The sequence below is a fragment of the Cryobacterium sp. TS_SC_7 genome (genome assembly GCF_056156285.1).
The window spans coordinates 1,603,674-1,625,703 of record NZ_CM149589.1 but is presented as its reverse complement, the minus strand read 5'-3'; the positions used below and the strand labels follow the sequence as shown (position 1 = coordinate 1,625,703).

19 protein-coding genes and 1 tRNA gene are annotated in these 22,030 nt (G+C 67.6%); 9 read left to right on the top strand and 11 right to left on the bottom strand.

Annotated features, from left to right (window positions below):
- Positions 1-37 precede the first annotated feature (37 nt).
- Both AC0J5J_RS07490 and AC0J5J_RS07485 read left to right on the top strand, forming a co-directional pair.
- Positions 38-880, top strand: a complete 843-nt coding sequence (locus tag AC0J5J_RS07490) for a DeoR/GlpR family DNA-binding transcription regulator (RefSeq protein WP_474900146.1) — start codon at positions 38-40, stop codon at positions 878-880.
- 9 nt (positions 881-889) lie between these two features.
- Positions 890-1,870, top strand: a complete 981-nt coding sequence (locus AC0J5J_RS07485) for an aldose 1-epimerase family protein (protein WP_134424380.1) — start codon at positions 890-892, stop codon at positions 1,868-1,870.
- 36 nt (positions 1,871-1,906) lie between these two features.
- On the opposite strand, the gene AC0J5J_RS07480 is transcribed toward AC0J5J_RS07485, so the two are convergent.
- The 4 genes from AC0J5J_RS07480 to AC0J5J_RS07465 form a co-directional block, all read right to left on the bottom strand.
- Positions 1,907-3,412 carry an APC family permease gene (locus tag AC0J5J_RS07480; protein WP_134424379.1) on the bottom strand — a complete coding sequence of 502 codons (1,506 nt, stop codon included), beginning with the start codon at positions 3,410-3,412 and terminating at the stop codon, positions 1,907-1,909.
- Positions 3,413-3,511: 99 nt separating this feature from the next.
- Complete coding sequence (locus tag AC0J5J_RS07475; protein ID WP_134424378.1) at positions 3,512-4,957, bottom strand: aldehyde dehydrogenase family protein; 1,446 nt, start codon at positions 4,955-4,957, stop codon at positions 3,512-3,514.
- Positions 4,958-5,084: 127 nt separating this feature from the next.
- Positions 5,085-6,044 (bottom strand): AraC-like ligand-binding domain-containing protein, encoded by a 960-nt coding sequence (locus tag AC0J5J_RS07470; RefSeq protein WP_474900202.1) that lies wholly within the window; start codon positions 6,042-6,044, stop codon positions 5,085-5,087.
- A 112-nt stretch (positions 6,045-6,156) separates the two neighbouring features.
- Positions 6,157-6,753 carry a TetR/AcrR family transcriptional regulator gene (locus AC0J5J_RS07465; RefSeq protein ID WP_474900145.1) on the bottom strand — a complete coding sequence of 199 codons (597 nt, stop codon included), beginning with the start codon at positions 6,751-6,753 and terminating at the stop codon, positions 6,157-6,159.
- Positions 6,754-6,892: 139 nt separating this feature from the next.
- Between AC0J5J_RS07465 and AC0J5J_RS07460 the strand changes: the two genes are divergently transcribed.
- From AC0J5J_RS07460 to AC0J5J_RS07450, 3 genes are all read left to right on the top strand, one after another.
- Positions 6,893-8,809 carry a primary-amine oxidase gene (locus AC0J5J_RS07460; RefSeq protein WP_474900144.1) on the top strand — a complete coding sequence of 639 codons (1,917 nt, stop codon included), beginning with the start codon at positions 6,893-6,895 and terminating at the stop codon, positions 8,807-8,809.
- Between the two features lie 137 nt (positions 8,810-8,946).
- Complete coding sequence (locus AC0J5J_RS07455; protein WP_474900143.1) at positions 8,947-10,266, top strand: DUF445 domain-containing protein; 1,320 nt, start codon at positions 8,947-8,949, stop codon at positions 10,264-10,266.
- A gap of 108 nt (positions 10,267-10,374) precedes the next feature.
- Positions 10,375-11,604: a GAF domain-containing protein gene (locus AC0J5J_RS07450; protein ID WP_474900142.1), complete on the top strand. Its 1,230-nt coding sequence runs from the start codon at positions 10,375-10,377 to the stop codon at positions 11,602-11,604.
- Between the two features lie 18 nt (positions 11,605-11,622).
- On the opposite strand, the gene AC0J5J_RS07445 is transcribed toward AC0J5J_RS07450, so the two are convergent.
- Both AC0J5J_RS07445 and AC0J5J_RS07440 read right to left on the bottom strand, forming a co-directional pair.
- A complete protein-coding gene (locus tag AC0J5J_RS07445) occupies positions 11,623-12,063 on the bottom strand; it encodes a transferase (RefSeq protein ID WP_241972704.1) in 441 nt (146 codons plus the stop codon).
- Positions 12,064-12,268: 205 nt separating this feature from the next.
- A tRNA-Lys gene (locus AC0J5J_RS07440) sits at positions 12,269-12,341 on the bottom strand.
- A gap of 131 nt (positions 12,342-12,472) precedes the next feature.
- On the opposite strand from AC0J5J_RS07440, the gene AC0J5J_RS07435 reads away from it, so the two are divergent.
- The 4 genes from AC0J5J_RS07435 to AC0J5J_RS07420 all read left to right on the top strand — a co-directional run bounded on the left by AC0J5J_RS07435 (position 12,473) and on the right by AC0J5J_RS07420 (position 15,837).
- Positions 12,473-13,102 (top strand): DNA-directed RNA polymerase subunit beta, encoded by a 630-nt coding sequence (locus AC0J5J_RS07435; protein WP_134424373.1) that lies wholly within the window; start codon positions 12,473-12,475, stop codon positions 13,100-13,102.
- 292 nt (positions 13,103-13,394) lie between these two features.
- Positions 13,395-13,979, top strand: coding sequence for an ECF RNA polymerase sigma factor SigK (gene sigK / locus AC0J5J_RS07430; protein WP_241972703.1), 585 nt, complete (start codon positions 13,395-13,397; stop codon positions 13,977-13,979).
- Complete coding sequence (locus AC0J5J_RS07425; protein ID WP_474900141.1) at positions 13,976-14,881, top strand: anti-sigma factor; 906 nt, start codon at positions 13,976-13,978, stop codon at positions 14,879-14,881. The genes sigK and AC0J5J_RS07425 overlap by 4 nt, the downstream gene beginning before the upstream one ends.
- Positions 14,882-14,934: 53 nt before the next feature.
- The gene (locus AC0J5J_RS07420; protein ID WP_474900140.1) at positions 14,935-15,837 is read left to right on the top strand and encodes an aminodeoxychorismate lyase; all 903 of its coding nucleotides are present in this window, start codon (positions 14,935-14,937) and stop codon (positions 15,835-15,837) included.
- A 37-nt stretch (positions 15,838-15,874) separates the two neighbouring features.
- Here the strand turns inward: AC0J5J_RS07420 and pstB are convergent, their stop codons facing one another.
- The 5 genes from pstB to AC0J5J_RS07395 form a co-directional block, all read right to left on the bottom strand.
- A complete protein-coding gene (pstB, locus tag AC0J5J_RS07415) occupies positions 15,875-16,654 on the bottom strand; it encodes a phosphate ABC transporter ATP-binding protein PstB (protein WP_134424369.1) in 780 nt (259 codons plus the stop codon).
- Between the two features lie 42 nt (positions 16,655-16,696).
- Complete coding sequence (gene pstA / locus AC0J5J_RS07410) at positions 16,697-17,791, bottom strand: phosphate ABC transporter permease PstA (RefSeq protein WP_474900139.1); 1,095 nt, start codon at positions 17,789-17,791, stop codon at positions 16,697-16,699.
- Positions 17,791-18,735: a phosphate ABC transporter permease subunit PstC gene (gene pstC / locus AC0J5J_RS07405; RefSeq protein ID WP_474900138.1), complete on the bottom strand. Its 945-nt coding sequence runs from the start codon at positions 18,733-18,735 to the stop codon at positions 17,791-17,793. The genes pstA and pstC overlap by 1 nt, the downstream gene beginning before the upstream one ends.
- Positions 18,736-18,907: 172 nt before the next feature.
- Entirely contained in the window at positions 18,908-19,846 is a 939-nt protein-coding gene (locus AC0J5J_RS07400; protein WP_134424365.1) for an NUDIX hydrolase, read from the bottom strand.
- Complete coding sequence (locus AC0J5J_RS07395; RefSeq protein ID WP_134424364.1) at positions 19,843-22,017, bottom strand: RNA degradosome polyphosphate kinase; 2,175 nt, start codon at positions 22,015-22,017, stop codon at positions 19,843-19,845. Before AC0J5J_RS07395 ends, AC0J5J_RS07400 begins: the two co-directional genes overlap by 4 nt.
- Positions 22,018-22,030 lie beyond the last annotated feature (13 nt).

The window sequence follows — 22,030 nt, the reverse complement described above, 5'->3', positions numbered from 1 at the left end:
CATTGAGAACTAAAGCAAACTAAGCGAAGATGGGGAGATGGCATCCGTTGAACCTCCTACCCCGGCCGATCCTGCCGGCGACCGCGACACGATTCCGGCCTACCAGCGGCGTGAGCAGATCCAGCGTCTGGTCGGAGAGCGCGGTTTCGTGCGGGTGCGGGAGCTGCGCGAGGCGTTCGGGGTGTCCGGTGTCACGGCTCGGGCCGACCTCGATCTGCTCGAGTCCGCCGGTTCGCTGCAGCGCGTGCACGGCGGAGCGGTTCCGGTCGCGTCTGCCGGCGGTCGTCCGCAGCGCGAGTCCTCGTTCGAGGAGGCGCTCGCGTCATCCGTGCTGCCCAAGCAGCAGATTGGAGCGCTCGCCGCGTCCCTGGTCACGAGCGGGCAAAGCATCATCCTCGATGTCGGCACCACCACGCTCGCGATCGCCCGTGCCCTGCTGGCTCGCACCGAGTTGACCGACGTCGTGATCATCACGAACGGGCTGAGCATCGCCCTCGCCCTCGAGCCCGCCATCCCACGGTTCACCGTGATCGTCACCGGCGGGTCGCTCCGCCCGCTGCAGCACTCCCTCGTCGAGCCGCTCGCCCGGACGGTGCTCAGCCAGGTGCATGCCGACCTGGCCTTCATCGGGTGCAACGGCGTGGACGCCGGCCACGGGGTCACCAACATCAACCTGCCCGAGGCGGGAGTGAAGACGCTCATGCTCGCGGCCGCGACCCGGGCGGTCGTCGTGGCCGACGGCTCCAAGCTCGGCCAGGTGCATCTCGGGCAGGTCGGTCCGTTGGCTGCGTTCGACACCCTGGTGACGGATGCCGCAGCCGACGAAGCCGCGCTGGCGCCGCTCCGCGAGGCCGGTCTGACCGTTCTGCAACCGGAGTAGGTTGGCCTCATGCGCGCAGTAACGGGTTTCCAGTATGACTTGAGGGCGGCCACGCCGAGCGGGCCGGCCCTGGCGATCGTCACCGAGGTGGCAGCGGGTCTCCGCATGTATTCCGTGGACGGCATAGACCTGGTCGAGCCGTTTGCGGCCGCGTCCGCCCCGCCGTGGGGCGCCGGAATCGTGCTGATGCCGTGGCCCAATCGCATCCGGGACGGCCTCTGGCAGCACGGGGGAGTCGTGCAGCGTCTGGCGCTCACCGAGCCCGAGCTCTCCAACGCCATCCACGGACTGCTGCGGTATTCGCCCTACCGCATGCTCGAGCGCAGCCCGAGCTCGGTCACCCTGGCTGCCACGGTTTTCCCGCAGGCCGGCTACCCGTTCCTGCTCGACACCACCGTGCGATACGCACTGACCGATGACGGCCTCGCTGTCACGCACACGGTGCGCAATGTCGGCCGGGACACGGCCCCGGTTGCCCTCGGCGCGCATCCGTACCTCAAGATCGGCGGGGTCCCCACGGAGGACCTCGTTCTCACCATCGCGGCGAACACCCACATCGACGTCGACGACCGGCAGAACCCCGTCGGGGAATCCGCCGTCGCCGGTACGCGGTTCGACCTGCGCGGGGGCCGCCGGGTCGGCGACATCGACCTGGACGACGGCTTCGGCGGGGTAGCGTCCGAGCCGGCCGAGGTGCTGCCCGACGTGGCCGGCGATGAGCCCGGCAGCACGGTGGCCTCGGTGACCGCACCCGACGGCCGCAGCGTCATGGTCTGGGGCGACCGCAACATTCGCAACGTGCAGGTTTTCACGCCGCGCAACTTCCCCTTCGAAGGCCGGGAGGGCCCGTACCTGGGGCTGGCCGTTGCGATCGAGCCGATGACCGCTCCGGCCGACGCGTTCAACTCGGGAGCGGGGTTGCGCCGGCTGGAACCGGGCGAGTCCTGGACGGTGCGCTGGGGCATCCGTCACACCGGCTTCGGCCTGTAGCCGCAACACCCGGCCAGGTCGGTGCGGCCGGCCCGGTTACGAGAGGACGTCCCTGACCAGGTCCTCGTTCTCGGTCTTCGACAACAGCGAGTGCAGGTACCCGGCCAGCAGCACCACGAACGGCAGGAAGACCAGCACCCAGCCGATCGGGCTCAGGCCCCAGGGAGTCACCGTGGGGTCGACATCCGCGGCCACCGTTCCGGCGAGGAGCCCGAAACGGCTCATCAGCAGGTACTCGCCGAGGACGAGCCCGATGGTCGCCAGCACGGGGGCGATCACGGTCTGGAAGGCATTCTCGTGCCCCGCGTTCCGGCGGAAGAATGCGACGACCGCCACGCAGACGAGAATCTCGATCAGCACGATCGCCACGACGGCCAGGCCGCTGAACCAGTAGAACAGGTTGAGCACCGGGTCCAGTCGGAAGACCGCGAAGGCCGCGATGACGACACCCGTGAGCACTGAGGTCGCGAGGGAAGCGGTGCTCGGAGCGCCGCGGCCGTTCACGTGGCTGAGCTTCCGGGGAAGTGCCCCGCCGCGGCCGAGAGCGAACAGGTACCGGCTAGCGGCGTTCTGGAACGCGAGCAGCCCGGCGAACAGACTGGAGAGCACCAGGATGCCCATCACGGTCGCCATCCACGGGCCCACGTACTGGGTCGCCAGGGAGAAGAGCACAGCGGCCGGGTCGGCGAGGGGGACCCCGTCGAGTGTCGACAGTTCCACGGTCTTCTCGACCACCGACGACGCGCCCATCCCGGTGACCATGGCAAACGCCGTCAGCGCGAACAGCACCGTGATCACTGCGACCGCGAGGTACGTCGCCCGGGGGACCACGGTCTTCGGGTCTTTCGATTCCTCGCCATAGATCGCGGTGGCCTCGAACCCGATGAACGACGCGAACGCGAACGCGAAGGCGATCCCGGCCGAGCCGGCAAGCCCGCCGGCGAGGATCGCGGCCGGGTTGAACGACGCCCAGAGGTTGACGCCCTCCGGTCCGCCGTCCGCGAGGATCGCGACCGAGGTGACCACAAGGGCCAGCAGCTCGAGCAGCATCAGCACCCCGAGAACCTTGGCTCCGACCTCCACGCTCAGCAGCGAGAGCAGAGTGACGGCAGCCCAGGCGACGAGCGACCAGGCCCACCAGGGCAGCAGGCCGACCTGAGCGCCGAGGAGTCCGCCGAAGAACCCGTAGATGGCCAGCTGGATGGCGAGGTAGGCCAGGATCGAGACGAAGGCCGATGCGCTGCCCAGGTGCCGGCCGAGCCCCCGGCCGATGTAGGCGAAGAACGCCCCGGCGTTGGTGACCCGCTGACTCATCGCGGCGTAGCCCACGCTGAACAGGAGCAGGGTGAGGCCCACCACGAGGTACGCGCCCGGGGCGGCGGCGCCGTTGCCGAGAACGATCGCGACCGGCACCGCGCCGGTCATGCCGACGAGCGGTGCGGCGGCGGCGACCACGAAGAAGACGATGCCGATCACGCCGAGGCGGCCCGTGTGCAGGGTGGACTGGGAGTCGGACTGAGGGGTACTGCGGGTAGTCGTCATGGGTTTACTCCTCGATGAGTTGACGATGGCAGGAAGAGACGGTTGAGGGTGAAACGGCGGCCGGGGGGCGGGCGAACGGATGCCACCCCGCCCGAGTGCCTAGTTGCCGTAGTGCATCCAGACGCCCTTGACCTGCGTGTACGCGTCGATCGAATACGGGCCCATCTCGTTGCCCCAGCCGCTGGTCTTGAACCCGCCCCACGGCGCGGCCATGTCCGGCACCGGCGGCATGTTCACGAAGATCGCCCCGGCACGGATGCCGTTCGCCAGGCGGTGCGCCTTTTCGAGGTCCTTCGTCCAGACGGTGGCCGCGAGTCCGTAGTCGGTGTCGTTGGCCCGGTTGATGAGATCCTGCAGGTCGTCGTCGTCGTCGTAGGACATGATCGAGAGCACCGGTCCGAAGACCTCGTCGGTTGCGATGGCCATGTCGTCGCGCACACCGGCGAACACGGTCGGCTGGAAGAAATAGCCGACATCGCCGGAGCGGGATCCGCCGGTCACGAGTTCCGCACCCTCGGCCCGGCCGACCGTGACCATCCGTTCGACGTGGTCGAGGTGTCGCTGCGAGACCAGCGGGCCCAGCTGGGTGGCCGGGTCCATCCCGGCGCCGAGCTTCATACCCGAGACCCCGGCTGCCATCTTTTCGACGAACTCGGCCTCGCGCTTCTTATTCACGTAGAACCGGGTGTAGGCGGCGCAAACCTGCCCGGAATTGAGCATGCCGCCGGCCAGGTTGCCACCGACGGCCGCGTCGATGTCGGCGTCCGCTGTGATGATCGAGGGAGCCTTGCCGCCCAGCTCGAGGGTGATCTTCTTGAGGTTCGAGGCGGCCGAGCCGGCCACGATGGAGCGGCCGACGGCGGTGGAACCGGTGAACGACACCTTGTCCACGTGCGGGTGATCCACCAGAGCCTGGCCGGTGCTGCCGTCGCCCGTGACGAGGTTGACCACCCCCGCCGGGAAGCCGGCCTCGGCAGCCAGCTCGACCAGACGGATGGCCGTCAGCGGGGTCTGCTCGGCCGGTTTGATCACCACGGTGTTGCCCGTGGCCAGGGCCGGGGCGAGTTTCCAGGCCAGGATCATCAAGGGGAAGTTCCACGGTGTGATCAGGGCGCAGACGCCGATTGGTTCGCGTCGCGTGTAGTGGTGGGTGTCGGGGAACGAGATCGGGGAGGTGCGCCCCTCGATCTTGGTGACCCAGCCTGCGTAGTAGCGGAAGTGCTCGGCCGCGCCGGCCACGGAGATTGTGCGGGACACGCCGAGCGGCTGGCCCTGGTCGCGGGTCTCCAGTTCGGCCAGCTCGTCGGCGTGTGCCTCGATCAGGTCCGCGAGCCGGAACAGGAGCCGCGCCCTGGCCACCGGGAGCAGGTCACGCCACGCGGTGCTGTTGAAGGCGGCCCGGGCCGCGTCGACGGCGGCGTCGACGTCAACAGTGCTCGCGAAGCCGACGTCGTCGAGGATCTCCTCGGTCGCCGGGTTCAGGGTGGCGATCGATCCGCCCGTCGCGCTGGTCCACTCGCCGTTGATGAATAGCTTCGTTGTCATGGGTGCTCCTCGTTGAGCGGCTCCGCCTGTGGAAGCCAGTGCCACGACTCTCGCCGAGCATCGGGCCGCAGACTTGTCTTTCCACGAACGGAACTTGCCGGAGCGCGACGGCTCTCGAGGCGTTCCCTCAGCCTCGCCGGTAGGTGCTGGGTGGTTCGCCGAACGCCGTGCGGAAGATCCGGCTGAAACGGGCAGGGTCGAGAAAACCCCAGCGAGCGGAGATCACGCCGACCGACCGGTCCGTGAGGATGGGGTCGCGCAGGTCTCGGCGGCAACGTTCGAGCCGGCGGGCGCGGATCCAGGTGGAGACCGTCGTGTCGGCCTCGTGGAACACCTTGTGCAGCTGGCGGGTGGAGATGAAATGTGCGGCGGCGATGCCGGCCGGGGAGAGGGCCGGGTCGCCCAGTTCGGCCTCGATGTACTGACGGATGCTGGTGAGCAGGTCCCCGTGCGTGCCGGCCACGGGTTCGCGGCGGATGCTCAGCTCGCTCTCGAACATCGTGGCGATCAGATCGACCGCGTTGTAGGCCAGCCGGTGCCCGGTCGTGCCGGACAGTGCGTCGAGGTTCGCGGCGAGCTGCACCATGAACGGGCTGATCATCCGGCCGAGCCCCGCGTCCCCTGCCATCCGCCTGGCGGTGAGCTGGCCCACGGATTCGGCGGGCAGGTCGAGGGCCTCGTGGGGGAACATCAGCACGAGGGTGCGGAAATCCTGCTCGAATGCGAGGGTGTACGGGCGGTGCGTGTCGTAGACGGCCAGGTCGCCGGGGCGCAGGGTGGCTTCCCGGTTGTCCTGGATCAGGATGCCGTGGCCGGAGAGCTGCAGATTGAGCTTGAAATAGTGCCGGTCCGACCGGGCGATGAGGGCGGGGGTGCGCAGCACCTGGTGTCCGTTGGCGGTGACCTCGACGATGGAGAGCTCATCGAGCACACGGGATCGCAGCGTTCCCCGGAAGTCAATCGCATCCGAACGCACTTCCAGCGGAACGAAGGAGTCAGAGACCAACGTGCGCCACTCGGCGAACGTGTCCGCCTGCGCACACTGCACCGGGTCGCCGCCGCCGGGCGGGGCAGGTACGGTCGTCAGAGTCACGGGTAGCTCCTTTGCCAGCGTGAACACCACACATTGCCAGTAATTTAGCTCAGCCGTGCAGCATTGTCACGGGTTATTCCACGTTCGTCGAAAAATGCGTGGAGGCTCAGCTGCCGTCGGCTATCAGGCCGAGGCAGGCATCCAGCTGGGCCACAAGCCGGTCCGCGGAGTTTTCGATCGGGGACAGCACCGCGGTGATCTGGGTGCCGAGAACGAAATTCATCAAAAGCCCCGCGAGGTCCTCGTGGGGAGTGGCGGTGCCCAGTTCGCCGGCGGCGCCGGCCTCCCGGAGGTGCTCGCACATGGTGTCGCGCCACTGCAACATCGCAGCCGCGTGCAGCTCGGCCTTGGCGGGATCCGTCAGCGCCTTCTGCCAGAACGGGATGACGATGCGGGCCTCACTGACCCGGATGTCGTCCAGCGGCAGGATTTCCAGACAATAGGCCCGGAGCGCGCTGAGTCCGGACCGGCCGACTGTGGCATCGGTCATGCGGCGGCCGGTCTGGCTGAAGACGTGGCTGAACGCGAAGGCGAGCAGGTCGTCCTTGCTCGGGAAATACGGTTTCAGGGCGCCGTTGGCGAAGCCGGCCTCGGCGGCGATGTCACGCATCGTCGCACCCTCGATGCCGTGGCGGGCGATGATCCGCCAGGTTGCCTCGACGAGTTCGACTCGGCGCTGATCGTGGTCGACGACCTTCGGCATGATGCCCTCCCGCTGAAAAGTCGGCTGAATAAACCCCTTGCCAGTGAGCTTAGTGACCGCCTATGGTTCTACAACTATAGAAAAAAGATTTCGGCCGGGGCATCGCGTCTGCCCTCCCGCAGCCCCGGAAAGGGGAATCATGACTTCCGTTTCGCTCGCCGTCACCGCCGCCTACGCCCTCGCTACGGACAGCGAGATTCTTGCTGTGCGCGGCATCCTGACCCAAGCCGGTCTGCTCGGGGACAGCATCCGGGTTGCCTATCTCGGGCTGCTCGATCCGCCGCGTGGTGCGGCGGCCGAAGCCGACCGCAGGTTCCGGGTGTTCCTGCACGACGTGTCCGGGTGCACCGCGCCGCGGGATGTCACGGTGTCGGCGACCCGGCAGATCGTCGAGTCCGTGGTCGTGCTGGACACCGCCGAGACCGGTGAACTACCCGTGCTGGAGGAGGAATTCGCTGCGGTCGAAGAGCTCCTCACCCACGACGACCGCTGGTTGAGTGCCCTCGCCGACCGAGGCCTCGATGTGGCGAACGTGCGCGTGGCGCCGCTGTCGGCGGGAGTCTTCGAGTACCCGGAGGAGAAGGGCCGCCGTATCCTGCGCGGTCTCGCCTTTGTGCAGAATTTCCCGGAGGACAGCGCCTGGGCTCACCCCATCGACGGGCTCGTCGCCTACGTGGACATCGTGAGCAGAACCGTGGACCAGGTGATCGACTTCGGTGTGGTGCCGATTCCGGCCGAGCACGGCAACTACACGGATCCCACTCTGACCGGGCCGTTGCGCCAGACGCTCAAACCGATCGAGATCACGCAGCCGGAGGGCCCGAGTTTCACCGTGACCGGTGGCAACCACGTGGAGTGGGAGAAATGGAGCCTGGACGTCGGCTTCGACGTGCGGGAAGGCGTCGTGCTGCACAACATCGGCTTCGACGACAACGGCACGCGCCGCTCCATCATCAACCGGGCCTCGATCGCGGAGATGGTCGTGCCCTATGGAGACCCGGCCCCGGTGCGGTCGTGGCAGAACTATTTCGACACGGGAGAGTACCTGGTCGGGCAATACGCCAATTCGCTCGAGCTGGGCTGCGACTGCCTCGGTGAGATCACCTACCTGAGCCCGGTCATCACGGACGGTTTCGGCAACCCCCGCACGATCAAAAACGGCATCTGCATGCACGAGGAGGACTGGAGCATCCTCGCCAAGCACAGCGATCTCTGGTCGGGGATCGAATACACGCGGCGCAACCGCCGGCTGGTGATCTCCTTCTTCACCACCGTGGGCAACTACGACTACGGCTTCTACTGGTACCTCTACCTCGACGGCACGATCGAGTTCGAGGCCAAGGCCACCGGCGTCGTGTTCACGAGCGCCTTCCCCGGCAAGGGTTACCCGTACGCGTCGGAGTTGGCCCCGGGGCTGGGAGCACCGTTCCACCAGCACCTCTTCAGCGCACGGCTGGACATGGCCCTCGACGGCAACACCAACCGGGTCGAGGAGGAGCAGGCCGTGCGCGTTCCGATGGGCCCCGGCAATGAACGCGGCAACGCTTTCACCCGCAAGCGCACGCTGCTGACCCGCGAATCCAACGGGGTGCGTGAGGCCGATATGCGCAGTGGGCGTACCTGGCTCGTGTCCAACCCGAACGTGCTCAACCGGCTCGGAGAACCGGTCGGCTACAAGCTTTATCCGGAGGGGCAGCCGACGTTGCTCGCCGATGAGAACTCGTCCGTGGCTCGCCGGGCGGCCTTCGCGACCAAGGATTTGTGGGTGACCCGGTACGCCGAGGAGGAACGCTACCCGACCGGCGATTTCGTCAACCAGCACGCGGGCGGAGCCGGCTTGCCGACCTATATCGAAGCCGACCGTGATATCGACGGCCAGGACATCGTGCTCTGGCACACGTTCGGCCTCACCCACTATCCACGGATCGAGGACTGGCCGATCATGCCGGTGGACACCGCCGGATTCAAGCTGAAGCCCGACGGTTTCTTCGACCGCAGCCCGGTGCTCGACGTGCCGCCGTCCACGCCCGTTGACGAGGGCCACTGCCACTGCTGACCCTGCGCTGACGACCCCGGCCGGGCATCTGTTTCTCAGTCGGACAACTGTTGCCGCCGCGGCGGCAACAGTTGTCCGACTGAGCGACACTCGTCCTCAGGTTTCGCTCGGCGGCCGTCATCGGGCAGTCTGGGAAGATGGCCGAGAATCTGAGGCAGAACCTGACCGACACCGTTCCGCGGGGAGCAGCACCCCGGGCCCCCTTGAGCCCGCAGGACGCTGAGCGTCTCAGGGCCCTGATCGGAATGAAGCGGCTCGCCCTCGGTCTGCTGCTGCTGATGGCCGTGGTGTTCGCCACCGCGTTCGCCCTGCAGGAGAGCTATCCCTGGCTGCAGTACGTGCGCGCGGCGGCCGAGGGCGGCATGGTCGGCGCCATCGCGGACTGGTTCGCCGTGACGGCCCTGTTCCGTTACCCGCTCGGACTGCGAATCCCGCACACGAACATCATCGCCGGCCGCAAGGACGAGATCGGGGCGAGCCTGGGCGAATTCGTCGAGACGAACTTCCTCTCCGAAACCGTGATCCGCGGCAAGCTCGAGTCGATCGGTGTCTCCAGGCGGCTCGGTGCGTGGCTCTCCGAGGAGGAGAACGCCCGCCGGCTCACCGATGAGGTCGCGGTGGCAGGGTCGGGGCTGCTCAACCTGCTCAGTGACAACGCCATCCAGGACCTGATCGAGACGGTGGCGCGCGAAAACCTGCTGAAACCCGAGTGGGCACCGCCGATCGGGCGGGTGGGTGAGCGGCTGGTCGAGTCAGGGCAGCAGCACGCCGCCGTCGACCTGCTGCTGGAGCGGGCCGAGGGCTGGTTGCTGGCGCATCCGGAGGCCTTCGGGCGGGCCGTGTCCCAGCGGCTGCCGAGCTGGATGCCCGGCTTCGTCGACAAGCTCGTCGACGACAAGGCGCACCGGGAGGTGCTCGCCTTCATGGCCACCGTTCGAGCGGATGCCGCGCACCCGCTCCGCCAGGCCATCGACCGCTACCTCGGCGAGCTGGCGCACGACCTGCAGCACGAGCCCGAGATGATCTCGCGCGTGGAAGGGCTCAAGCTCGAACTGCTCGACAGCGCCCGGCTGCGCGAGTTCGCGAGCGAGACCTGGGAGGCGGTCAAGCTCTCCCTCGTGGCGGCGCTGGCCGATCCCGAGAGCGGGCTGCGCACCGGCATCCGTTCAACCGTGATGGAGGTCGGCGGGCGGCTGATCAGCGACCCGGCCCTGGGCGCGCGCATCGACCGCTGGCTGGCCGACACGGCCAGCTACATCGTGCGGCGCTACCGGCATGAGATCGCCGGGGTGATCACCGAAACCGTCGCCCGCTGGGATGCCGCCGAGACAAGCGAGAAGATCGAACTGCAGGTCGGCAAGGACCTCCAGTTCATCCGGATCAACGGCACCGTCGTCGGAGCACTGGCCGGCCTCCTCATCTTTGTGGCCGCCCAGGCTGTCGTCTCCCTCGTCTAGGGGGGCGTTCACGCGAATCCCGGATGGGGGTTGCCCGCGCGCACCCCGGATGGGGGATAATTGAGCTTTGGTCGATACACCCTGGTGTCCGAGCAGCAAGGGGCGTCAGTGCAGGAAGTCATACGGTGGCTGCTGGCCCCCGGCATGCGCGCCTGGGCCGCGGCATCCGAACGCGGCTTCGGCGCGATCCCGGTGCCCACGGATGCCCCGCAGGCGCATTCCGCAGGAATCGACTCCGACCGGGTGCTCATCTTCGGCTCCGGGCTGGCAATCGGCCGCGGGGTGGTGAGCCACAACCTGGCTCTGCCTGGTTCGCTTGCGCGTGCGCTGTCGGCACAGACCGGGCGCGGAGTCGACGTCGACCTCATCGCGAACCCGCGGATGACCGTCGGTTCCGCCGTCGCCGATTTGACCGGGGTGAGGCTGTCCCGTTACGACGCCATCGTGGTGTTCCTGGGGGTGAACGACGCCCTCAATCTGACGCCCACCGGGGTGTGGCGGAGCGAATTGGCGAACCTGTTCCGCTTCCTGGAGGGTTCGTCGTCGCGCAGTACCCGGATCATCGTGTCGGGAATCCAGCCCATCCGGTCGATTCCGGTCTTCGACTCGAGGCTCGGCACGGTGGCGGACAGCCATGCCCGGCTCCTGAATCGGGCGACGGAGCGTCTCTGCGCCGCCGCCGACCGGGTCACCTTTGTTCCGTCCATCGCTGCGCCCACGCCGCCGCCGGGCCGGTACCGGTCGGCGGAGACCTATGCGCACTGCGCTGAGGCGCTGGCTGCGCGGATGTCCCCGCTCCTCGCCGCCGACCGGGTCTCGACCCATGATGCGGAGCCGGCGCCGTCCGACGAACAGGCTCAGGCGAAAGAGGTGCGTCGCCAGCGAGCGGTCGATCGGCTCGGTATCGTCGACACCCCGGCGGAGGAACGGTTCGACCGCATCGTGGCGCTCGCCAGCACGCTGTTCGGTACCCGCTCCGCCGCGCTCACGGTGATCGACCGGGACCGTCAGTGGCACAAGGCCCGTGTCGGCGTGGCGGAGCGGGAGTCGGCGCGGTCGTCGTCCTTCTGCGCCGTCACGATCCAGAGCACGTCCGCGATGGTGATCCCGGATGCGAGTCTGGACGACCGGTTCCGGGAGAACGCCCTGGTTCTGGCCGAGGGCGGCATCCGCTTCTATGCCGGGTTCCCGATCGAGTCGCCGTCCGGGGAGTTCATCGGCGCCCTCTGCGTCTTCGACCCGGAGCCGCGCGCTGCGGAAACCGTCGACCTCGTGCTGCTCCGCGAACTCGCACTGATGGTGCAGCGGGAACTCGGCGTTCCCCCGAACCTGGCCTAGATCTGGCGCCGCACGGGTCTACGCGGCGTGTTCGAGCCGGTCGGCTGCCGGCCGAGCGCGCGGCTGCGCCGGGCCGCGGGGCGCACCGATGACGGCGTTGTCCGGCACCCGTTCGTCGCGCTCGACCACCGCACCGGGGGTGATCGTTGCGGAGCGTCCGATCCGCACATAACTGCCGAGGCGGGCGGCGGTGCCGACCACCGCGTCTGCACCGATGTGCACGTTCTGGCCTACGAACACCCCGGCCCCGACCTCGGCGCCGTGGTCGATCCAGCTGCCGGGTCCGATCCATGTTTCCGGTCCGACGCGGGCACCGCTCTCCACATAGGCGGTTCGGGACACGAACGCGCCAGGGTGTACGCGTGCGCCGGGGGAGACCAGGCCGCACCCATGCGGGTGGCGCCGGTACCGTGAGACGACTCCGGCCTCGACTTCGACTTCCTCGTTCACTCTGCCCATGGCGACCTCCGTCTCCTGCTGCCGGCATCGGTCATGCCTGCTTCATCCCCGAAGTATGAAGGACAGACCCGAGCGTCGCCCGAATCAACGCTGGACGCCCGCCGGGAGTCCAAGGGAGAGGTGCAGAGACGGCGGGAGGGGCCGTGGGCAGGCCCAGGCGTGACGACAGGCCACGGCCCGGGCGTGCACCGACCGTATTTCTGAGTGGGCCCCGTCGGGCTCGAACCGACGACCCAAGGATTAAAAGTCCTTTGCTCTACCAACTGAGCTAGAGGCCCGCGGTTAATAATGTACAGGGGATTCCGGATCGGTTTTTCTCGGTAGCGTGGGAGAGAGCCTTCCGAGCCAGCCGCGGATGCGCCCGCAGCGAACACCCGGTGAACCTCGCCGACGACCACAGGAGGATGCGATGGCCGAAAACTTCCACAAGCCGACCCAGTTCTCCGGCAGCAAATTCGAGTCCTTCCAGGGCGGTGAAGACCCCGCGGCGATCAGCCGGGTGGCGCACGAGACCGCCCAGGCACTGCTCGCCCGGGTGCGCAGCGACCCGGACCCGGAGATCGTCGACCGGCTCGTGGCCTACACCGACGAGAACGGGATCGACGCCGTGGCCGAACTCTGGTCTCGGGCGACTCCGCGCAGCCTGCCGGGCGCGCTCTGGCGTCTCTACCTGATCCGGTTGCTCATCCGCCAGGATCCCGAGGGCACGTCCTTCCTCTACCAGCGCGGCACCGAGGTCACGCCGGCGATCGACCCGCTCATCGCCGGGGCGATGGTGCCCACCGGGACGACCGAGATCATCATCCTGGCCGACCAGATCCTGCGCGGGATCTTCACGGGAGACTTCGCCGTGGCCCTTGATCGCGCGGCCGCATTCTGCCGCGTCAGCTCGGTGGGGTGCACCAGCATCGCCGACGATCTGGAGACGACCGAGCCGGGCCGGTCCACCGAACTGACCCGCCGGGCGCTTCGGTTCTCGACCACAGCCCAGGAATTCGCCGCCTGCGCCCGGCTCTGGCGCAGCGAGTCGCTCGACTAGCACCGTGCCCGCGCAGCCCGACCGCAGCACCCGCGAACGGATGCCGACCGAGTCTGTGCGCGAAGGGCATCCGTGTCGTTTACACTGGATGCTGGTCGGGCCGCAGTAACCCCGGGCTCCAATATTCGCCGCTCTGAGCGGCCTCGCGCCGAGAGGCGTTCTGCGGCCCGGCCTTCACTTCGTCCGCGCTCGGGCCGGGCCCGTCACCGTGCCCCCGGTGGCACCAATCCGATCCGGCCGGCGCACCGAACTACGGCTATGGACCCGGACAAGACCTGACATGCTTGTTCTCATGAGTGCTGAATTCGATGTCGACCGGGAGTCGACCGTTCCTGCTTCCCAGGAGGAACTGCTGGGCCGGGTGGCTCAGGGCGATGAAGCCGCATTCGGGGAGCTGTACGACCGGATGGCCCCGCGCGTCCTGGGTCTGGTCCGGCGCCTGCTGGTCGACCCCGCGCAGTCGGAGGAGGTGGCCCAGGAGATCTTCCTGGAGATCTGGCAGACGGCCACGCGCTACGAAGCGCAGCGCGGCGGAGCATCGACCTGGATCCTGACCATGGCGCACCGCCGGGCGGTGGACCGGATCCGGTCGTCGCAGGCGAGCCGCGACCGCGACGTCAAAATCGGCATCCGTGATCTCGCGGTTGCCTACGACGAGGTGTCCGAGACGGTCGCCGTACGAATCGAGCACGAAAGGGTGGAGAAGGCGATGTCCAGATTGACGGAACTGCAACGCCAGGCGATCAGCCTCGCCTATTACGGCGGTCTCAGCCAGAGCGAAGTGGCGGAGCGGTTGCAGATCCCCCTCGGAACCGTGAAGACCAGGTTGAGAGACGGATTGATCCGTCTTCGCGACGAGATGGGAGTGGCGTCATGAGCGACAACACCCGCAACGACGACACCCACGGCGGTAGCGGGGACAACCCGGGCGAGCTCGCCGGTGCCTATGCCCTCAATGCGCTGGGCGCGGACGACGCCGCGGCCTACGAGGCGCACCTCGCGGCCTCCGAGCAGGCCCGCATCGAATCGGCCGAGCTGAGCGACACCGCGGTGGCCCTGGGCCTCGCCGTCACCCCCGTACAGCCTTCGGTCGGGCTCAAGGCCTCCCTGATGGCCAGGCTCGCGTCCACACCGCAGCTGGCGCCGCTGACCGCGCCCGAGGTCGCCCACCCGACCGAGCAGACTGCTCCCGCCGCCGCTCAGAGCGCCGCTCCCGACGCGCCGGTGACGCCGGTGGCGCCGTCACAGGCGTCGGCCGACGCCACGGATGCTTCCGCGCCCCCCCGCGGCGGTGCCGCCGAGCGTGCCCGCCTGCGCTGGTTCCAGCGTCCCGTCGGTGTGCTGGCGGCTGCGGCTGCCGCCGTCGCCCTGTTCGCGGGTGGGACCTTCGTCGGCCTGTCGCTGGAGTCCGACCAGTTCGAGCAGGACCAGGCCGCCGGCCTGGTGCAGATCACGGCGGCCGCGGACACGCAGCGTGCGACGGCGAGAACGGCCGACGGCCAGGAGGCCACCCTGGTCTGGTCCGAGCAGAGCGGGCTGTCCGCCCTCCTGATCGACGATCTGCCGTCCCTGTCGGCCGACCAGGACTACCAGCTCTGGTACATCGGCGGTTCCGGTGCGGTTCCGGCGGGAACGTTCGACTCATCCGGCACCGGCACCGTCTGGCGCGTCCTCGACGGCAGCCTCACCGCCGGGGACACGATCGGTGTCACGGTCGAACCGAAGGGTGGCTCGAAGCAGCCCACGAGCGACCCGATCGTGGCCATCCAGAGTTCCTGACCCGTTCCCTGGGCAGGAACTGATTCCGCTCAGGAAATGACTAAGCTCGGAAAATGACTGCTCAGCCTCAGACGCTGCCCTTCACCCTGCTGATCGATCCGGTTGCCGCCGACTCACCGCGCACGCAGTTCGACGACACCTTTCGGGAGGTCGACTGGACCGCCCCGACCCTGCGCATCGGGGAGCTGAGCGCCCAGCGGGGTGACGGCGTCTTCGAGACCCTCGGCGTGGTCGGCGGCCATCCGCAGGCCGTGAAAGCGCATCTCGCCCGTCTGGCTACCTCGTCCGTCATCTGCGAGCTGCCCGAACCGCACCTGGGTCAGTGGCACGCGGCGATCGCGCGGGCCACCCGGCGACTTCCTCAGCAGGGTGAAATCGTTCTCAAGCTCATTTACAGCCGTGGTGTCGATTCCGGCCCGGCTCCCACCGCGTGGCTGCACGCGACCATGGCCCCCGACTTCGGGGCCGTGCGGGAATCCGGGATCCGTGCGGTCACCCTGGACAGGGGCTACCCGCACGGCCTTGCCGAACAGGCACCCTGGCTCCTGATGGGTGCCAAAACGCTCAGCTACGCGGTCAACATGGCCGCGCTCCGGGAGGCGCACCGCCGGGGCGCCGACGACGCGGTCTTCCTCACGCACGACGGCTTCGTGCTGGAGGGACCCACCTCGACCGTGGTCCTGTGCACGGGCGGCGTGTTCGTCTCACCCGTGCCGAGCGGGGCCATACTGCACGGCACCACGCAGCAGAGCGTGTTCGAGCACCTGCAGGCGGCAGGGGAGCGCACAGAGTACCGCGACGTGACGGTCGACGAGCTGCGGGCGGCGGATGCCGTGTGGCTGCTGTCCAGCGTGCGTCTGGCCGTGCAGGTGACCGAACTCGACGGCCGGCCCCTGCCGTCCGTCCCCGAGCTGACCCGCGCTTTCAACGCCGCCCTGCTCGCCCGCACCGCCTGATTCTGCCCGAGTCTCGCCTGCGTCGGCGGAGCCTGGCCTAGCCGAATCGACCGGAGACGTAGTCCTCGGTCGCCTGAATGCTCGGGTTGGAGAAGATCGTGGTCGTGTCGTCGTACTCGATCAGCTTGCCGGGCTTGCCGGTGCCGGCGATGTTGAAGAAGCCGGTGCGGTCCGAGACCCGGGAGGCCTGCTGCATGTTGTGCGTGACGATCACAATCGTGTAGTCGGCCTTCATCTCCTCGATCAGGTCCTCGATCGCCAGCGTGGAGATCGGGTCCAGAGCCGAGCAGGGCTCGTCCATCAGGATGACGTCGGGCTGCACAGCGATCGCCCGGGCGATGCAGAGCCGCTGCTGCTGCCCGCCGGAAAGGCTCGATCCGGGCTTGTCCAGGCGGTCCTTGACCTCGTTCCAGAGGTTCGCGCCCATCAGCGACTTCTCGATCAGGTCGTCGGCGTCGGACTTGGCCATCCGGCGGTTGTTGAGCTTCACACCGGCCAGCACGTTGTCGCCGATCGACATGGTGGGGAACGGGTTCGGGCGCTGGAAGACCATGCCCACCTGCCGGCGTACGAGCACCGGGTCGACGCCCGGGCCGTAGAGGTTGTTGCCGTCGATGAGGACCTCGCCCGTGACATACGCCCCGGGGATGACCTCGTGCATCCGGTTCAGTGTGCGCAGGAATGTGGACTTGCCGCATCCGCTGGGCCCGATCAGGGCCGTCACCGTGCGAGGCTCAATCACCAACGACACCTCTTCGACAGCGAGAAACTTGCTGTAGTAGACGTTGAGGTCGTTGACTTCAATGCGCTTGGACATGCATTCCTTTGGTTCGGACGGCCGAAGGCCGGGAGGTGGAGCCTAGCGGCCGAGCTTGGGCGAGAAGATTCTGGCGATGATGCGCGCGCCGAGGTTCAGCAGCATCACGATCAGGATGAGCGTCAGGGCGCCGGCCCAGGCGCGGTCGAGGTAGGCCTGGGTGTCCGCGCCCTGGTTGGCGTACTGGGTGTACACGAAGACGGGCAGCGTCATCATCCGCTCGCTGAAGAGGTCGTAGTTCATGCTGGCCGTGAACCCGGAGATGATCAGCAGCGGCGCCGTCTCACCGATCACGCGGGAGATCGAGATCATGATCCCGGTCACGATCCCGGCGAGGGATGTCGGCAGCACCACCTTGAGGATGGTCAGCCATTTCGGCACGCCGAGCGCGTACGCAGCCTCGCGCAGCTCGTTGGGAACGAGCTTGAGCATTTCCTCGCTCGAACGCACGACGACCGGGATCATCAACACCGTGAGGGCCACAGCGCCTCCGAATCCGAAGCGGATGCCGGGGTCGTCGAACAGGAGGGAGAAGAGCGCGAAGGCGAAGAGCCCGGCGACGATCGAGGGGATCCCGGTCATGACGTCGACGAAGAACGTGATGGCCCGCGCGAGTCGGCCGCGGCCGTATTCAGTGAGGTAGATCGCACTCAGCAGGCCGATCGGAACCGAGATGAGAGTGGCGACGCCGGTGATCAGCAGCGTGCCGACAACCGCGTGCAGTGCGCCGCCGCCCTCTCCGACGATGTTGCGCTGGGATTCGGAGAAAAAGCTCGGGGTGAGGAACGCCGGCAGCCCGTTGACCAGGGTCGTGAAGACGAGCGAGAAGAGTGGAAGCAAGGCGACCACGAAGGCGCCGGTCACCAGGGCGGTGACCAGTCGGTCTTTGGCCTTGCGTACGCCCTCCACGGAGTAGGAGAGCAGGTAGATGGCGACGCAGTAGACGAGAGCGCCGAAGAAGAGCGTTCCGACGATGTTGAAGCCCTCGGTGGCGCCGGAAAGCATCAGCACGAAGAAGACCGCGCCGGTGACCAGCCAACTGCCCACGAGCACAGCGAGCGAGGAGCGCTCGGGAAGCTTGCCTGCGGTGAGTGAGTTGGTCAGGGGGGCGGCCGTGGCCGACTTCGTCAAGCTCATCAGTTCGCTCCGGAGAAGGCCTTGCGGCGGTTGATGATGACACGCGCGATCATGTTCACCACGAGCGTGATGACGAAGAGAACAAGGCCCGTCGCGAGCAGGATGTTGACGCCCACGCCGTGTGCCTCCGGGAAGTTGAGGGCGATGTTCGCGGCGATCGTGGTGGGGTTCTCTGAGGTCAGCAACTGGAAGATGACGTCCCGGCTCGGCGACAGCACCATGGCGACCGCCATGGTCTCACCCAGGGCCCGGCCGAGACCGAGCATGGAGGCGGAGATGATGCCGGCGCGGCCGAAGGGCAGCACGGCCATGGTGATCATTTCCCAGCGCGTGGCGCCGAGGGCCAGCGATGCCTCTTCGTAGAGAACGGGAGTCTGCAGGAAGATCTCGCGGGACAGCGCTGTGATGATCGGCAGCACCATGACGGCGAGCACGATGGCCACTGTGAGGGTGGTGCGCCCGGTGCCGGAGACCGGGCCGGCGAAGAGTGGGAACCAGCCGAACCACTCGACCAGGTTCGCGTAGAACGGCTGCACGAGGGGCGCGAGAACGCCGATGCCCCACAGGCCGAAGACCACGGAGGGCACGGCGGCGAGGAGGTCGATCAGGTAGCCCAGGCCCTGCGCGAGCTTACGGGGGGCATAGTGCGAGATGAACAGCGCGATGCCGATGGCAACGGGCACGGCCATGAGCAGCGCGAGGAAGGCCGACCAGAGAGTGCCGAACGCCAACGGCCAGACATACGCCCAGAAGTCAGTCGCATCGCCCTTGAACTCCTCCGGATCGGCGATGAAGGCCGGCAGGCTCTGCACCAGGAGGAAGGCGGCGACGGCGGCGAGGATAGCCAGAATGAGGCCGCCGGCCACAATCGTGCTCGAAGAGAAGATGCGGTCGCCAGGTCGTTCCTTGGCCTTGAGCGCGGGGCGCTCTACTGCGGTCGTCATGCTTGTAACTCCCTGAGAGGGTTGCCTTCAAGAACGGGGATTGACACACGCGACAGGGGCTGGCCGCGGAGTGACCGTATTTCGCTCGGATAACAGAACCCTTGCTAAAAGGTTAACGGAAGATGAACGAGCCTCGGCACGCGTAAGGGACGGATTCGATCGGCGCACCTGATCAGAGTGCAGGAGAGTGTGTTTCGATCGCGACGATTCCCGCGCTCGGATTGTCGGCGGAGAGGTGCACCACCGAGAACGAACCGGTTTCGAGTGCCGCCGCGTCGGAGATGTACGCGCCGTGGGTGGTGCCGGTGGCAAGAGCGATCTCGCGCAGGATCTCGGGGAGGACCGGCCCATGGCTGCAGATCACGGCCGTTTTGCGCGACCGCACCCGTTTGCCGATGCCCGAGCGGACATCCGCCCGGCCCTGCTCGAACGCGTCCTGACTGTAGCGCTCGGTGCGCTTGATCTGGATGCCGGTGGCCGCCGCAAGCGGGGCCACGGTCGTCACGCAACGGGTCGCCGTGCTCGACACGATCCGCTGGGGCTGCCAGGCGGTGATCGTGGGCACGATGGCCGCGGCCTGCTTGACGCCGCGCTCAGACAAAGGCCGGCTGCAATCGGGGCCTTCCCACTGGCCCGGCTGCACGGCCTTGCCGTGACGGAGCGCGATCAGGGCGAAGGTGCGGGTCACGCCGGTGTCGACAAGCTTGGCGAAGGCGTCGATGATGTCCACGTCGGGGGTGTAGCTGAGGTAGGTGCGGGCCTTCTTGATGGTGACCCACTCGATTGCCGCGACCTCGCCGTTGGGAACGAAGGTCGAGTGCTGGATGGCCTCGGGCGTGATCTCCGCAGCCCAGTAGTGCACGATCTTCTCGCGGCCGTTGAGAAGCGAGTAGGCGGACATGCCCAGCGGCACGCCGAGGGCGACGGCCAGGCCGGTCTCCTCCTCGATCTCGCGCACGGCTGTCTGAGGCAGGGTTTCGCCGGGGTCGACCTTGCCCTTGGGGATGGTCACATCGCCGTACACGGTGCGGTGGATCAGGAGAACGTGGATCTTGCCGTCGATCGGGCGCCAGCAGACGGCGCCCGCGGCGTACACGGGTGGAACGCTCATCGGCGGCCGGTCGGGCGTTTACGAAGGGTGATTTGTTGCATGAGCCTGTCCTGCATATCGTCGAGCGGATGGCCGGAGCCGTCCAGGTGGTGGCGCGTCCATTCGCCCGAACTGTCCAGCCACCACGATGAGGTGCGGTCGTCCATGGCCCGGGTGAAGAGGGCGTCGATTTCGGTCAGGTGGTCGGGGGCGACGAGGCGTACCAGCGCCTCGACCCGGCGGTCGAGGTTGCGGTGCATCATGTCGGCGCTGCCGATGTAGACCTGGGGGTCGCCGCTGTTGTGGAACGAGAAGATCCGGGAGTGTTCCAGGTACCGCCCGAGAATCGAGCGCACCTTGATGGTCTCGCTCATCCCGGGGACCCCGGGCTTCAGGCTGCAGATGCCGCGCACCCAGATCTCGATCGGCACGCGCGCCTGGCTGGCCCGGTAGAGGGCGTCGATGATGGCCTCGTCGACCATCGAGTTCACCTTGATCCGGATGCCGGACGGCTTGCCGGCCCGGGCGGCCGCGGTTTCCGCCGCGATGCTCTTCAGCAGGCCGCGGCGCAGGTGCAACGGCGCCACGAGGAGACGCTTGAACTTCTTCTCGATCGCGTAGCCGGAGAGTTCGTTGAACAGGCGGGTGAGGTCCTTGCCGACCTGCGGGTCCGTTGTGAGCAGCCCGAGGTCCTCGTACAGCCGGCTGGTCTTGGGGTTGTAGTTGCCGGTGCCGATGTGGCTGTAGTGGCGCAGCACACCGTTCTCGTTGCGCACCACGAGGGCGAGCTTGCAGTGCGTCTTCAGGCCCACGAGACCGTAGACCACGTGAACACCGGCCTTCTCCAGCTTTCGAGCCCAGGTGATGTTCGCCTGCTCGTCGAAGCGGGCCTTGATCTCCACCAGGGCGAGCACCTGCTTGCCCGATTCGGCGGCCGCGATGAGTGCCTCGACGATGGGGCTGTCACCGGAGGTGCGGTACAGCGTCTGCTTGATGGCGAGCACGTCAGGGTCGGCTGCGGCCTGCTCCAGGAATGCCTGCACGCTGGTCGCGAATGATTCGTACGGGTGGTGCAACAGGATGTCCTGGCGCGAGATGGCGCTGAAGATGTCCGGTTCCGCGTTCGGTTCCGGGGCCAGCAGCTGCACGGCCGTCGTCGGCACGTGCTTCACGTAGCGCAGGTCCGGCCGGTCGATCCGCAGGTCGAACAATCCGCCCAGGTCGAGCGGCGCCGGCAGCCGGTACACCTCCTGGTCGGTGACGTCGAGCTCGCGCACGAGCAGGCCGAGGGTGACCTCGTCCATGTCCTCGGTGATCTCGAGCCGGATGGGCGGGCCGAACCGGCGGCGCAGCAGCTCCTTCTCGAGGGCCTTGATCAGGTTCTCGGTCTCGTCCTCTTCGATCTCGACGTCTTCGTTGCGGGTGACCCGGAAGATGTGGTGCTCGAGGATGTCCATGCCGGGGAAGAGATCGCCGAGGTGATTCGCGATCAGGTCCTCGAGCGTGATGAAGCGCACGCTGCTCGCCTCCTCGCGGCGGTCCACGCGCACGAAGCGGGGGAGCATGGTGGGCACCTTGAGCCGGGCGAACTCCTGCTTGCCGGTCTTGGAATTGCGCACCCGGACCGCGAGGTTGAGCGAGAGCCCGGAAATGTAGGGGAACGGATGCACCGGGTCCACGGCCAGGGGCATCAGCACGGGGAAGATCTGATTCGAGAAGTAGTCGCGCAGCGAACGGCGGTCGGCGTCGTCCAGGGTGTCCCACTGAACGATGTCGATCCCGGCGCCGGCGAGGGCCGGGATGACGAGGTCCTGGAAGGCGCGCGCGTGCCGCGCCTGCAGAACGTGGGCCATGGCGGAGATGTCCGAGAGGGCGTCCTGCGGGGCGCGGCCGATGTTCGTCGGCACCGCCAGCCCGGTGAGGATGCGACGCTTGAGGCCCGCGACGCGCACCATGAAGAACTCGTCCAGGTTGCTGGCGAAGATGGCGAGGAAGTTCGCCCGTTCGAGCACCGGCAGATCCGGATCCTCCGCCAGCTCGAGCACCCGCTGGTTGAAGGCCAGCCAGCTCAGCTCACGATCGAGGTAGCGCTCGGTGGGGAGCGCTGGATCGTCCTCGCCGATCAGTGGATCGAAATCATCGTCAAAGTCGCTGCCCAGTCCCGAGTCGGTCTGGATGTTGTCGCCGTCCATTCGTCCATCTTGA

What these genes read in the sequence shown, in the direction of transcription:
- AC0J5J_RS07490 (WP_474900146.1), top strand. Translation starts at nt 38, where the DNA reads ATGGCATCCGTTGAACCTCCTACCCCGGCCGATCCTGCCGGCGACCGC.
- AC0J5J_RS07400 (WP_134424365.1), bottom strand. Translation starts at nt 19,846, where the DNA reads ATGAGCGTTCCACCCGTGTACGCCGCGGGCGCCGTCTGCTGGCGCCCG.
- pstA (WP_474900139.1), bottom strand. Translation starts at nt 17,791, where the DNA reads ATGAGCTTGACGAAGTCGGCCACGGCCGCCCCCCTGACCAACTCACTC.
- AC0J5J_RS07420 (WP_474900140.1), top strand. Translation starts at nt 14,935, where the DNA reads ATGACTGCTCAGCCTCAGACGCTGCCCTTCACCCTGCTGATCGATCCG.
- AC0J5J_RS07445 (WP_241972704.1), bottom strand. Translation starts at nt 12,063, where the DNA reads ATGGGCAGAGTGAACGAGGAAGTCGAAGTCGAGGCCGGAGTCGTCTCA.
- AC0J5J_RS07460 (WP_474900144.1), top strand. Translation starts at nt 6,893, where the DNA reads ATGACTTCCGTTTCGCTCGCCGTCACCGCCGCCTACGCCCTCGCTACG.
- AC0J5J_RS07455 (WP_474900143.1), top strand. Translation starts at nt 8,947, where the DNA reads ATGGCCGAGAATCTGAGGCAGAACCTGACCGACACCGTTCCGCGGGGA.
- AC0J5J_RS07435 (WP_134424373.1), top strand. Translation starts at nt 12,473, where the DNA reads ATGGCCGAAAACTTCCACAAGCCGACCCAGTTCTCCGGCAGCAAATTC.
- pstC (WP_474900138.1), bottom strand. Translation starts at nt 18,735, where the DNA reads ATGACGACCGCAGTAGAGCGCCCCGCGCTCAAGGCCAAGGAACGACCT.
- sigK (WP_241972703.1), top strand. Translation starts at nt 13,395, where the DNA reads ATGAGTGCTGAATTCGATGTCGACCGGGAGTCGACCGTTCCTGCTTCC.
- AC0J5J_RS07480 (WP_134424379.1), bottom strand. Translation starts at nt 3,412, where the DNA reads ATGACGACTACCCGCAGTACCCCTCAGTCCGACTCCCAGTCCACCCTG.
- AC0J5J_RS07465 (WP_474900145.1), bottom strand. Translation starts at nt 6,753, where the DNA reads ATGCCGAAGGTCGTCGACCACGATCAGCGCCGAGTCGAACTCGTCGAG.
- AC0J5J_RS07475 (WP_134424378.1), bottom strand. Translation starts at nt 4,957, where the DNA reads ATGACAACGAAGCTATTCATCAACGGCGAGTGGACCAGCGCGACGGGC.
- AC0J5J_RS07425 (WP_474900141.1), top strand. Translation starts at nt 13,976, where the DNA reads ATGAGCGACAACACCCGCAACGACGACACCCACGGCGGTAGCGGGGAC.
- AC0J5J_RS07395 (WP_134424364.1), bottom strand. Translation starts at nt 22,017, where the DNA reads ATGGACGGCGACAACATCCAGACCGACTCGGGACTGGGCAGCGACTTT.
- pstB (WP_134424369.1), bottom strand. Translation starts at nt 16,654, where the DNA reads ATGTCCAAGCGCATTGAAGTCAACGACCTCAACGTCTACTACAGCAAG.
- AC0J5J_RS07485 (WP_134424380.1), top strand. Translation starts at nt 890, where the DNA reads ATGCGCGCAGTAACGGGTTTCCAGTATGACTTGAGGGCGGCCACGCCG.